Source organism: Vibrio sp. FF145 (assembly GCF_041439075.1).
GTDB classification, from domain to species: domain Bacteria; phylum Pseudomonadota; class Gammaproteobacteria; order Enterobacterales; family Vibrionaceae; genus Vibrio; species Vibrio tasmaniensis_A.
The window spans coordinates 40,439-52,593 of the sequence record NZ_JBGONH010000017.1 but is presented as its reverse complement, the minus strand read 5'-3'; the positions used below and the strand labels follow the sequence as shown (position 1 = coordinate 52,593).

Sequence of the window (12,155 nt, the reverse complement as noted above, 5' to 3'; positions counted from 1 at the left end):
TTTAAACCCCCATTCCTAATGCTAACCCTAAGGTAATTCTGTTTGAGAGCCGACTACGCTGAGTATTAAGCAACTGGATTTTAGATTGGTAAATAGATTGTTGGGCGATAAGCAGTGCCAAAACGTCACTGGCTCCTTCCTGGTAAAGGTTTTGATAGTTTTTCATACTAGCCTTGGAGAATGTAAAAGCATCTCGATAATGCTGTTCTTGTTGTTTGAGGTAGAACTCTTTGTCTAGTGCATTTCCTACCTCATTGATGGCAACCAATAGTTTCTTTTGGTAATCAACAAAGCTCTCTTCTGCTTGAAGCTGAGCTATTTTTGCTTGGGTTTGTAGTGATGATTGGTCAAGAAGAGGTGCGCTGATCCCCCCAACGAGATTCCACAGGGAAGGATTGTCGATAAGCTGGTTTGGTGTTGAACCGCTACGATAAACAGAGGCAGACAGCGTGAATTTAGGCAGTAGATCTTTGTAAGCAACTGCCGCGCTTTTGTCGGCGGCGAGCACTTGCTGATAAGCGGCAAGGAGGTCAGGACGTGATCCAATCATTTCTCCGGGAAGACGTAATGGCGGAGCTTCAACTTCTGGGATCGTGAAAATCATTCGGTTAAGCTGGGTGTCGCTCTTACCTCGTAAGGTATTAAGGCCTCTGATTGCGATAAGCTGATCTTGTTCTTTAGCCGCTAAACTCGCTCTTACTCTGGATGTTGCAGCACGAGCGGTGTCGAGGTCTGCTTGTTCTTTAAACCCATCGAGCACTTGCTCTAGTACAATATTCTCAGTGTTTGAAAGGCTTTGTAGCCAGCGTTGTTCAACCCCGATCACTCTTGCTCTGTAAGCAACATCAAGCCACGCCTCTATTACGCGAGCCGCGAGAGAGTTTTGTGCGTAAGCATAGTCGAGTTGTGTTGCCTGTTGTTTCGCGTTAGCTGCGCTTGCTGAGTCAGCTAAGCGTCCCCAAACATCAAACTCCCAACTTAAATTCAAAGACAGTTTGTGACTGTTCTGAATTTGACTTGTTTTTTGTCTAGAGGCTTGAAAGTCTGTATTTAAAGAAGGTTGAAGGTATTGATCACTTTGAGCCGCTAATAGTTCAGCTTGCTTCAAGCGAAGTGCAGTTTTATGTAGGTCGTGGTTATTGGTGAGGGCTTCTTGAACCAGATCGGCGAGAGCTTGATTGTTGAACAGCGAGAGCAATTGTGTCGACATCGTAGTGTTTACGTATCGTTGAGAGCTTTCCCATTGCTCGGGAATCTGGGTTGTATTGTTCAAACTGGCTTGCGGCGTTGGTGATAGAGAAGCGCAACCCGTGAGATAGGTCAGACTACCCAGTAGTAATAACGCGGATAGGGGGTGGTGTGTGTTCATGCTGTCTTACTCTAAGGTATTTATCTATAGATATACCTAACAGCGAGTAAATTGGAGGTGAAATGAGTGTTTGGTTATTGATTCAAATTGGATATGGGCTAGTCAAGGGTTTATGAAAGAACTTCTGAAAAAATAAAAGCCACTGAAATCAGTGGCTTTCTAGACTTGTCCGTTTTATCTAATCAGGCCATACATGGAATGTGCTGACCTCATACCCCTCGAATAGCAGGCTCTATTAAAAGAAAGGGGTGACATCAATTTCAGCCTTCGTAGGAGAAATTGCTTTTACAATCGTATGCCAGCTGTGTTTTAAATCCACATACTTGACGTCAATGAAACGTTTATTCTTTCGTGAATAGAAGCACTTAACGACAGGCTCAACAGGAGCATCATCATTCGATGACCATACGATTCCAAGATGGCCATTGCTCAGCTCAACGATGGCCCCAATAGGGAAAATACCAATGCAATTAATAAATTTGTACACCAATTGCCGGTCTAAGTGATTAGGTGTCATACCTAACATTATTTTAAACGCTTCCGCTGGGCTCATTCCACGTTTGTAGCAACGGTCAGCCGTCAATGCGTCATAGATATCGACGATACAAGCCATTCGGCCGTGCTGCGGAATTTGCTCGCCACTCAATCCATTAGGGTAACCTGTACCATCTAACTTTTCATGGTGCATTAAACATACATCACGGCTAATTTGACTTAAGCCTTCGATTTTTTTGATGATAGGTTTAGCAAATACTTGGTGTTGCTTGATGTGAGCGAATTCCTCCTCGGTTAGACGAGAAGGCTTGTGCAAAACATTATCATCGATATGCACTTTACCGACATCATGAATAATCCCACCAATAGCCAATGGCTTTAATCGGTCTTTGCCAAAACCCAAATGCTTGCCAAATGTGACCAAAAGTGTGGCGACATTAACGGAATGTTCAAGCAAATAGGCATCTTTCTTACGTAATGCAGAAACACATTGCAAGGCATCTGAATTGATCAGTGCTGATTCAATCAGCTCATCCGCCCAACCATCCAGTTCATCCGAAACAAACGTATGCGAATCAAATGTTGCCGTAATAATTTTCTGAGCAAGACCGCGCGCTTCTTGGATGATTCGCTCTGCATTTTTTTGTCTTACTTCTCGAGAGACCAATTTACTTGGAGAATTTTTACTGCTCTTTTGTTGTTCCTCACTCGTTTCGTCATCAGGAACGGGGTGAAATTTACAACCTTTAGCAGAGAGCTTCTTGTCAACCCAGACATACTTAATGCCTTTATTAACTAATGTATCAATTCCTTTTTTTGAAGACACGCGTCCAGCGTTAGATAAATAAACACGCTCACTTTTCTGAATTGATGTAACAAACATTCCCACAACCAATGTGTTTATGGAAATTTTTACTGAGTCTTTAAGGTCGAACTGCATTAAATTCAATTAAGTGTTGTCAAAAACAGTGTGATTCTAATCCAATTTCGCGACGAATCTAGTCAAATTGTTGATTTATTTACTCAAAACACCTGAAATTAATCGTGAAACACGTGAGATCAATAGTGAAACACATGAAATTGAAAACAAAAGGCCGAAATGTCACCGAGTTATGCTTCGATCTTAGCGATATTGTTTACAACGGTTAAGTGGCAGTGGTGTAGTAATAAGCGTACTTTTCTAATCGAAGTGTCTATCTAAAGGACTCTGTAGAAAGGTACTTTGTATTGTGGATGTGACTTAAGAGGTGAGGTAGGGAGGTTGCCACCTATTAATAAAAAGATAAAACGTTAGATATTAAAAAAGCCACTGAAATCAGTGGCTTTTTAGAGTCAACCCATATCAGAATGGATTAAAATTAGCTGATAAAAGTTGACGTACTCTTCGATTTCTAATCGATTTCTTTGTCTTTAGTCATAGATAAAAGCCAAAGAGATACGGCTGCAACACCTGCAAAGCCACCAAGAATGATAACTGGCATAGCGCTGTAACCTAGGATGTGCCAAATTACGTTCTCTAAAGTACTCATTCAATCGCTCCTTATTGCCAGCCTTCAACGCCGTGCATGTCTGGTAGTTTGTGTGCGATACCTTTGTGACAGTCTACACACGTTTTTTCACCAGAAGCTAGCGCTGTCGAGTGTTGTTTCGCACTACGAGGGCTCTGCTCTGAGAAGTCCATGTAATCGAACTGGTGACAGTTACGACACTCAAGTGAATCATTCTTTTTCAATCGAGCCCATTCGCGTTCTGCTAAGTGAGCACGACGTGCTTTGAACTTTTCTTCAGTATTGATGGTTTTCGCAATAAAGTGTGCGTATAGCTCTTTAGAAGCCTGAACCTTACGAACAATTTTATCTGTCCACTCATGAGGTACGTGACAGTCTGAACAGATAGCACGAACACCAGAACGGTTAGAGTAGTGAATTGTTTCTTGGATTTCAGCAACGATAGGTGCGTGACAACCAGAACAGAACTCTTCCGTATTGGTTGCTTCCATACCTGTGTTGAATGCACCCCAGAACAAAAGACCACCCGAGAAACCCAAGAATAAAACAACGCCTACCGCTGCTTTACTTGGTGTCGCGAGTCTTTTCCAAAACGCTTTAAGTAATTTTATCATATATAGCCTCTCTTACAGTCCGGCTACGATTAACGCAGTGAATCTACAGGTTTGAACTCGTTCTCAACTAGCGGTTTAGCATTAGCTTGAGGTACGTGACACTGTAGACAGAAGTAACGACGAGGTGAAACATCAGCAAGTACCGCATCTTCGCGGTTCATGTAGTGAGTTACACTCACTTTAGTTGCACCCATTTCTTTTGCGTTTTTCCAGCTATGACAAGCAAGACACTTGTTAGCGTTAAGAGACACTTCATAGCTACGAATAGTATGAGGCACTAAAGGTGGTTGGTATACGTAGTCACTCTCAAGTACTTGGTCACGAGGAAACTTTTTGAAGTCATCTGCTGCGCGAGTTGCTTCAAGTTCACTTGCACCACGTAGAGATTCTACGCCACCAATGCCGCCAGGGTTATCCAGCTCAGCTTGAGCTTGAACTGCACCAGCTAGCAAAAGACCAGCTGATAGTAGGGCAGTAATCAGTTTTTTCATGGTTAATTTCTCCGCCTAAAGGCTAATTCTTTGAGTGGACTACTTCCTTCAAAAAGTGATGAAAAAAGTAGTCGCAATATTAAATACGTTAGATCTTGTATCTAGGTTCGAAAAGCGCTTGGCTCTTAAGAAACCTTAGTGATCTTAACTGGACACTTCTTGTAATCCGTCTGCTTAGACAGAGGATCCGTTGCATCCAAGATCAACTTGTTGATCAGAATTCTTGCATCAAAGAATGGTACGAATACCAAGCCTTGTGGTGGACGGTTACGACCACGAGTTTCAACACGAACGCGTACTTCACCACGTTTGTTTTCGATAAGAACTTCATCACCACGGCGAAGGCCACGAGCTTTAGCGTCAGCAGGGTGGATGTAACAAAGTGCATCCGGTACTGCTTTGTAAAGTTCTGGTACACGACGAGTCATAGTACCTGTGTGCCAGTGCTCAAGAACACGACCTGTACATAGCCACATGTCGTATTCGTCGCTTGGTACTTCTGGTGGTGCCTCGTAAGGAGCATTGATGATAAGAGCTTTACCATCTGGTTTACCGTAGAAATCCCAACCAGAACCTTTCTTAGCGTATGGATCTGAACCTTCTTTAAAGCGCCACAGTGTTTCTTTACCGTCAACAACAGGCCAACGTAGGCCACGGACTTTGTGGTAAGTGTCGTAAGGTGCTAAATCGTGACCGTGATCGCGACCAAAGGCTGCGTATTCTTCGAATAGACCTTTTTGAACGTAGAAACCTTGAGCTTGAGCATCGTCGTTAAGCTCTTGTGCTTCAGACAGTGGGAATGCATCAACGTTGCCGTTTTTGTACAGCACGTCGTACATCGTTTTACCACGATACTCAGGTGCTTTAGCTAGAAGCTCTTCGCCCCAAACTTCTTCAACAGTGAAGCGTTTAGAGAACTCCATGATTTGCCATAGGTCAGACTTTGCTTCACCTACGGTTTTAACTTGTTGGTACCATGCTTGTGTACGACGCTCAGCGTTACCGTAAGCACCTTCTTTTTCAATCCACATTGCTGTTGGAAGGATAAGGTCAGAAGCTTGAGCTGTTGCTGTTGGGTACGGGTCAGAACATACAATGAAGTTGTCTGGGTTACGGTAACCTGGTAGACGTTCAGTGTTGATGTTTGGACCAGCTTGCATGTTGTTGTTACACATTACCCAGTACGCGTTGATCGTACCATCTTTTAACGCACGGTCTTGCGCAACAGCGTGTTTACCCGGTTTAGGTGGGATAGTGCCTTCTGGAAGCTTCCAGATGTCTTCTGCAATCTTACGGTGTTTAGGGTTAGCAACCACCATATCTGCCGGTAGACGGTGAGAGAACGTACCTACTTCACGAGCTGTACCACATGCAGATGGTTGGCCAGTAAGTGAGAATGGGCTGTTACCTGGAGTAGAAATCTTACCTGTAAGAAGGTGGATGTTGTACACAAGGCTGTTCATCCATACACCACGAGTATGTTGGTTCATACCCATAGTCCAAAGTGACATTACTTTGATGTTTGGATCTGCGTATTGCTTAGCCAGCTTGATAAGGTCATCTTGAGATACACCTGACATTTCAGATGCTTTTTCAACGGTGTATTCAGCAACAGAAGCTTTGTAGTCTTCGAAGCTGATATCAGTCATTTTACCTGAGTTAGGGTTCGCAGCGGCTTTCTGTAGTGGGTCATTGTCACGAAGGCCGTAACCGATGTCTGTCGTTGCTTGCTTGAAGTTCGTGTGTTTGTTCACGAATTCCCAGTTCACCGCATCGTTTTGAATGATGTAGTTAGCGATGAAGTTAGCAATCGCAAGGTCTGATTGAGGTTCGAAGATGTAACCTGTGTCTGCAAGCTCGAAAGAACGGTGGTAGTAAGTAGACAGTACGTTTACTTTAACGTGTGGGTGGCTTAGACGACGGTCTGTAATACGAGTCCATAATACTGGGTGCATTTCTGCCATGTTTGAACCCCACAGAACGAATGCGTCTGCGTGTTCGAAATCATCGTAACAACCCATTGGCTCATCGATACCGAAGGTACGCATGAATGCACCTACCGCAGAAGCCATACAGTGACGAGCGTTTGGATCGATGTTGTTTGAACGGAAGCCCGCTTTCATCAGCTTAACCGCTGCGTAGCCTTCCATTACTGTCCACTGGCCTGAACCGAACATACCAACGCCTGTTGGACCATTCTTCTTCAGAGCGGCTTTCCATTTCTCAGCCATTACGTCGAAAGCTTTGTCCCAAGATACTGGTGCAAAATCACCATCTTTGTGGAACTCACCATCTTTCATACGAAGAAGAGGCTGTTCAAGACGGTCTTTACCGTACATAATTTTTGAAAGGAAGTAGCCTTTAATACAGTTAAGGCCTTTGTTTACCGGTGCTTCTGGGTCGCCTTGAGTCGCGACCACTTTACCGTTTTGAGTACCAACTAGTACCGAACAGCCCGTACCACAAAAACGACAAGGCGCTTTATCCCACGTGATTTTTGTTTGATCAGAGCTAGCAATCAGGTTGGTTGCTGTTGCTGGTAGAGTTACACCTGCAACGGCTGCCGCTGATGCAGCTGCGTTTGCTTTCACAAACGCGCGTCTTGTCATTTTCATACTTCACCCTCAAGTTGAGAATTGTTGCTTCCAGTTTCTAAATCCGTTTCGTCTAGTCCAGTCTCGATTTGGTGGTAAACCAAAGCTGTCCCTAAAACGTTCGTAATATTATTAATTTCTTCGATGGTGTCCGTAACAAAACCTTGGTTCTCGGTTTCTAGGACCACGATGATTTTGCCTTCAGGGCTACTGCCGTAGATTTCCGCATTATCGTATTGCTCGATTTGTGCTTTGATCTCGTCTAGATGCTCTGGGCTCACATGCACGACTAAACTTGATATATGCACTTCATTTAGTGCCATAAATTGCTCTCGTTATTTTTGTTTTATGCATTACTCACAAGAATAGCCGAAGTAGGGCAAACTGCTACGCAGGCTCCACAACCGCTACACTCATCTAACTCGATTTTTGGTAGAGCAACACTGCCTGCTCTAAGTTGAAATTGAATCGCCATAGGTTCACACATGTCACCACAGCTTCGGCATTCAACATTTTGTTGGGCCAAGCATTTATCAGAGATAGTTGCTTTTGCCAGCCAAGGCGTTTCTTCCTTGGGTTTAAAAATTGGCTCTGGACAAACGTCTGCACATTGATAACAGAATGTACATTCGTCTTTTGAGAAGTCGACAGTAGGAAAACCACCGTCGCCGACAATGATGATGTGTGTCTCGCAACTTTCGATGCATTTACCACAACGTGTACAATCATCTGCGAAGCTTTCTAGACTTTTAATCCAAGGCAATCGAATTTGGCTTGAATCTACTTTTCGCCTAGAAAATAGGCGTCGTCTCGATAGGTCTACCACTAAATGCCTACTAATGTTGCTAAGATGTTGTAATTGTAGATCATTGTTTCGTTAATATCTTGTCATTTATCCTCACAAGTAGTGTAGTTTTAGAAATATTTGTATAAATACCCCTTAAGGGCTAAATAGGATCCTATATTGTCTTAGATCAATAAATTATGAAGCGTTTGGTCACATATTGAATGGAGCTCTGTTTTTTGATGTGTGACAATAGGTTCTCGATAGCCATTTTTATACCTTCAGGATATTAACTTTGCTTATTAAACCTGTTTCATCTGTGACGAGTACAATAGCTAAATCATTGCTATTTATATTGCTCCTTTCAGTTGCCACCACCGGTTTTGCTATTTTTACATTGGCGTCCAGCCTTAATGATGCCGAGGCGGTTAATGTAGCTGGCTCGATGCGCATGCAAAGCTACCGTTTAGCGCATGATATTCAAATAGAATCAGTGGATTACGATTCTCATATTCGTGAATTTGAAAGTTCCCTTTATTCCACATCGATGACTAATTTGGTGAGTTGGGAAGTGCCAACTGATATTACAAATGATTATTATTTAATAATTGGCCGTTGGCATGAATTGAAGCAGGTCTTAAATAGCGAAGATAGAAAACACTACCTGGTACTTGTTGAAAATTTTGTTATTGAAATCGACCGCTTTGTTTTTAAGTTACAAGAATTTTCAGAAAATAAATTAATTAAATTGGCATGGGCTGGTGGTATAGGTCTAGGTGGAATACTCGTCATATCTCTTTTTGTTGTTCATTTTGTACGTAAACAAGTTGTTAAGCCTCTACACGCTCTCGTTAGAGCTAGCCAGAGAATAAAAAATAGTGATTTCGAGGTTAAGTTGGAGGTTACCAACAATAATGAACTGGGCATTTTGACCAAAACATTTAACTCGATGGCGAAAGATTTAGGCGTGCTGTATCGAAACCTTGAAGATGTTGTCGATGCCAAGACGGTTGAGTTACAAAATGCCAACCAATCATTACAAGCACTCTATTATTCTTCTCAAGAACTCACGGTAACGCGTGTTGCACCGGAAAATTTCCGAGCTATTTTGCAGCACTTGGTCAGCCTAGAAGGGATTGAATCGCTAAGGTTAGAAATAGTCGATAATTCGGGACGTTCTTTGATTATGGATGAAGGTTACGACCCGACTTGCGATTATGAAAAGTTTGAAATGAAACTGGATGATAACGAGCTTGTTTTGGGCTATCTGTATTGCTCATATCATCATGGTCATTCAACTAAGACCCTAATTGAGAGTTTTATCCAACTGTTATCGAGAGCTATCTACTATAATCGCGCTCAAAAGAAAGCTGAGCAGCTTATTATTATGGAAGAGCGAGCGACGATTGCGCGTGAACTGCATGATTCATTGGCCCAATCGCTGTCGTATTTAAAAATCCAAGTGACATTGTTAAAGCGTGTTATTGGTAAACTTCCGGAACACAAACATCGAGAGCAGTCTGAGCAGATAGCATCTGAGATAGGGAATGGGTTAGCCGGTGCCTATACTCAATTGAGAGAGCTACTCACCACATTTAGGTTATCCATCAAAGAGGGTAGCTTTGGAGATGCTTTGAGCACCATGCTAGAGCAACTTAGTGAAAGAACCGATGCGAAGATTAAATTAACTAATAACCTTTCATCGCTAGAGCTTGATGCGCACAGTCAGGTTCACTTGCTTCAATTGATTCGTGAAGCAACAATAAACGCAATAAAACACGCCAATGCCGACTTGATAGATGTATGCTGTATCGATGAGGACGGACAAGTATTAGTCGTGATTAAAGATAATGGAGAAGGCTTTGACCCAAGTAGTTCGAAGATGAACCACTACGGAATGAGTATTATGCAGGAGCGTGCGGCAAGACTGAATGGTGACTTAACGATTGAAGCGGCTCAAGGTGAGGGCTGTACAGTCATATTGAAATATAAAAGTTTAAAGGAAGTTAAAGTTGACGATTTGTAAAGTAATGTTGGTTGATGATCATCCATTGATGCGCAGAGGTATAAGCCAATTACTGAGCTTTGAAGATGAATTTGAAGTGATTGCAGAAGCAAGTAACGGTACTGAAGCGGTCGCTCTTGCCCATGAAGAAGAACCTGATTTGATCCTGTTGGATCTGAATATGAAAGGCATGTCTGGGCTAGATACTCTGAAAGCACTTCGTACTGATGGTTCAAGCGCTAACATCGTTATTTTAACGGTTTCTGATAGCCCTGCGGATATCGAAGCGATTGTTAAAGCGGGCGCTGATGGTTACTTACTGAAAGATACTGAACCCGATGAGTTGATTGAACTGCTTAAGCAAGCACATAGCGGCGATAAGGCATACAGTAGTGTGGTAGCTCGCTATTTGAATGATGCTGACAGTCGAAATGATATCTTCGACCAATTGACTGAACGTGAAATGCAAATTCTTCAAGAAGTCGCGAAAGGTTACCGTAATAAGCAGATCGCTGATCACCTGTTTATTTCTGAATCGACAGTTAAGGTACATATGAAGAGTCTACTGAAAAAGCTACAAGTGCCTTCCCGTACCGCTGCCACGGTTCTGTATCTAGAACGCTATGGTGAAATGAAGTAGGGCTTGGTCCTTTGAGATAACACTATTTCAAGCCTTACTGTTTATACATGTCTCGATAGTTTTAACGATGTTGAGAAAATGATATTAAAAAAAGGCGCTGAACTTATTAGGTTCAGCGCCTTTTTGTTTACGCATTTTATATCAGTATTGGTGTTCGTTTGTTCTTCGTTCTTTGAGATTAGAAACTTAAGGCTTACGCTGCCATTGGAACCAATACAAGCGTGCCGAAGATAACGGTAATAAGACCACAGATTACCGGTACAGAAGTACGTTTTACGACTTCAAATGGGCTGATTTTACCCATACCAGATGTCGCTACAATTACACCAGATACTGGTGAAATAGTACGGCCTAAGTTAGATGCTTGAAGCATTGGGATGATTAAGAATGCTGGGTTCAAGCCCATTTTCGCCGCTAATGATGGAGCCAGTTCTACGAATGCATAGAAAGGCGCGTTACCAGAACCTGTTGCGATAGCTGCAGCAACCGTTAGACCCGTCAGGATAAGCATCAATGCGATACCGCCTGCGCCTGCCGATTCAGCAAGACCAATTAAGTTATCAATCGCACCAATAGACATTAGACCTTGAGCAAATACGCCTGCCGCAACCAACAGCATTACCACGCCTTTAAACGCGTCAGCCATACCTTGGTAGCAAGAATCTAGGTCTTCTAGTGTTTTCTCGCCGTCAAACTTCTTAACAACGTAATCAATAACTGCACCCACGAAGATAGAACCTACCACAATGGTATAGATATCAAGTGAAAGCCCAGGGATAGTGCGTCCGTTGAATAGAAAAACGCCGATGATAGGTAAGAATGGAAGTGCAGCGTAGAAAGCCGGTGCGGTCGTTTCAATTTCAGAAACGTCTACTTTCTCCATTGGTGTGTTTTCTTTCTTATCTAGGTATTTGTTCCAGAAGAAAGCCGCACCCGCCATTACGATGATTGCACAGATAGAAACAGGTAGTACCGTTTGAACAGCAAACACATCAAGGGACATGCCTGACTTTTCTGCCGCGATAACCACATCACCAGAGGTTGGTGAAAGAATGATGGCTGCAGGTGATGCACAAACTGCAACTGCCGCTGGGCGAGAAATACCCATTGCCGTCATCATTGGGAATAGGGTTGCCATCAATAGCACACCAAGACCCGTTGCAGAACTTACTGCTAGAGACATCAGACACGCTACGATGTAAGCCGCAACAAGAAGTACATAGGGAGATTTGATCGCAGCAAGTGGTTTAGAGAACTGCTTCACTACCACGTTGTTAGCGCCAATGTGCGTCATGTAAGAAGCAAAACCACAAAGAAGCATGATTTGCATGCCTAGGCCGCCCCCGCGGTATTGAAGCATGTACTTAACAAATTCTAGTGAGTCGGTAACCATGTTACCTGTTGAAGCGATTTTAGCTGGTAAGACTGTGTGACCAATAAGGCCGGTGATAAGAAGTAGGGCAAGGCCAGCAGTTAGTAATACACCCGCCGCTTTATAGCCTTTTACAATAAAGTAACCAACAGCAATAGTAATCACTAATCCGATCAAGAGCTCTAACATAGAAATCTCCACAAAGTTTAAAAAATATAAGAAAGTGTTTCAGAATATGACAATGAATGTACAGAAAACTGCACTGTGGCACGAGGCATAGTTG

At 42.9% G+C, this 12,155-nt stretch carries 11 protein-coding genes; 2 read left to right on the top strand and 9 right to left on the bottom strand.

Annotated elements, in window-relative coordinates:
* Position 1 precedes the first annotated feature (1 nt).
* From ACED42_RS08665 to napF, 8 genes are all read right to left on the bottom strand, one after another.
* Entirely contained in the window at positions 2-1,210 is a 1,209-nt protein-coding gene (locus ACED42_RS08665) for a TolC family protein (RefSeq protein WP_371702208.1), read from the bottom strand.
* A 394-nt stretch (positions 1,211-1,604) separates the two neighbouring features.
* Positions 1,605-2,804 carry an HD-GYP domain-containing protein gene (locus ACED42_RS08660; protein WP_122047503.1) on the bottom strand — a complete coding sequence of 400 codons (1,200 nt, stop codon included), beginning with the start codon at positions 2,802-2,804 and terminating at the stop codon, positions 1,605-1,607.
* A gap of 451 nt (positions 2,805-3,255) precedes the next feature.
* Positions 3,256-3,393 (bottom strand): TIGR02808 family protein, encoded by a 138-nt coding sequence (locus tag ACED42_RS08655; protein ID WP_009845457.1) that lies wholly within the window; start codon positions 3,391-3,393, stop codon positions 3,256-3,258.
* An 11-nt stretch (positions 3,394-3,404) separates the two neighbouring features.
* Entirely contained in the window at positions 3,405-3,986 is a 582-nt protein-coding gene (locus ACED42_RS08650; RefSeq protein WP_009845456.1) for a NapC/NirT family cytochrome c, read from the bottom strand.
* Positions 3,987-4,015: 29 nt separating this feature from the next.
* The gene (locus tag ACED42_RS08645; RefSeq protein ID WP_009845455.1) at positions 4,016-4,477 is read right to left on the bottom strand and encodes a nitrate reductase cytochrome c-type subunit; all 462 of its coding nucleotides are present in this window, start codon (positions 4,475-4,477) and stop codon (positions 4,016-4,018) included.
* A gap of 125 nt (positions 4,478-4,602) precedes the next feature.
* Positions 4,603-7,092 carry a periplasmic nitrate reductase subunit alpha gene (napA, locus tag ACED42_RS08640; RefSeq protein ID WP_009845454.1) on the bottom strand — a complete coding sequence of 830 codons (2,490 nt, stop codon included), beginning with the start codon at positions 7,090-7,092 and terminating at the stop codon, positions 4,603-4,605.
* Positions 7,089-7,394, bottom strand: a complete 306-nt coding sequence (locus tag ACED42_RS08635) for a chaperone NapD (RefSeq protein ID WP_009845453.1) — start codon at positions 7,392-7,394, stop codon at positions 7,089-7,091. Before ACED42_RS08635 ends, napA begins: the two co-directional genes overlap by 4 nt.
* 23 nt (positions 7,395-7,417) lie before the next feature.
* A complete protein-coding gene (napF, locus tag ACED42_RS08630; RefSeq protein WP_017101835.1) occupies positions 7,418-7,897 on the bottom strand; it encodes a ferredoxin-type protein NapF in 480 nt (159 codons plus the stop codon).
* A gap of 253 nt (positions 7,898-8,150) precedes the next feature.
* Between napF and narQ the strand changes: the two genes are divergently transcribed.
* Both narQ and ACED42_RS08620 read left to right on the top strand, forming a co-directional pair.
* Positions 8,151-9,881: a nitrate/nitrite two-component system sensor histidine kinase NarQ gene (gene narQ / locus ACED42_RS08625; RefSeq protein WP_009845451.1), complete on the top strand. Its 1,731-nt coding sequence runs from the start codon at positions 8,151-8,153 to the stop codon at positions 9,879-9,881.
* A complete protein-coding gene (locus ACED42_RS08620) occupies positions 9,868-10,500 on the top strand; it encodes a response regulator (protein WP_371702180.1) in 633 nt (210 codons plus the stop codon). The genes narQ and ACED42_RS08620 overlap by 14 nt, the downstream gene beginning before the upstream one ends.
* A 193-nt stretch (positions 10,501-10,693) precedes the next feature.
* Here the strand turns inward: ACED42_RS08620 and dcuC are convergent, their stop codons facing one another.
* Positions 10,694-12,061, bottom strand: coding sequence for an anaerobic C4-dicarboxylate transporter DcuC (dcuC, locus tag ACED42_RS08615; protein WP_029405584.1), 1,368 nt, complete (start codon positions 12,059-12,061; stop codon positions 10,694-10,696).
* Between the last annotated feature and the right edge of the window lie 94 nt (positions 12,062-12,155).

Excerpts from the sequence above, each read along its gene's own strand:
- ACED42_RS08650 (WP_009845456.1), bottom strand. The coding sequence starts at position 3,986 with ATGATAAAATTACTTAAAGCGTTTTGGAAAAGACTCGCGACACCAAGT.
- ACED42_RS08660 (WP_122047503.1), bottom strand. The coding sequence starts at position 2,804 with ATGCAGTTCGACCTTAAAGACTCAGTAAAAATTTCCATAAACACATTG.
- napA (WP_009845454.1), bottom strand. The coding sequence starts at position 7,092 with ATGAAAATGACAAGACGCGCGTTTGTGAAAGCAAACGCAGCTGCATCA.
- ACED42_RS08665 (WP_371702208.1), bottom strand. The coding sequence starts at position 1,210 with ATGTCGACACAATTGCTCTCGCTGTTCAACAATCAAGCTCTCGCCGAT.
- ACED42_RS08635 (WP_009845453.1), bottom strand. The coding sequence starts at position 7,394 with ATGGCACTAAATGAAGTGCATATATCAAGTTTAGTCGTGCATGTGAGC.
- dcuC (WP_029405584.1), bottom strand. The coding sequence starts at position 12,061 with ATGTTAGAGCTCTTGATCGGATTAGTGATTACTATTGCTGTTGGTTAC.
- ACED42_RS08645 (WP_009845455.1), bottom strand. The coding sequence starts at position 4,477 with ATGAAAAAACTGATTACTGCCCTACTATCAGCTGGTCTTTTGCTAGCT.
- ACED42_RS08655 (WP_009845457.1), bottom strand. The coding sequence starts at position 3,393 with ATGAGTACTTTAGAGAACGTAATTTGGCACATCCTAGGTTACAGCGCT.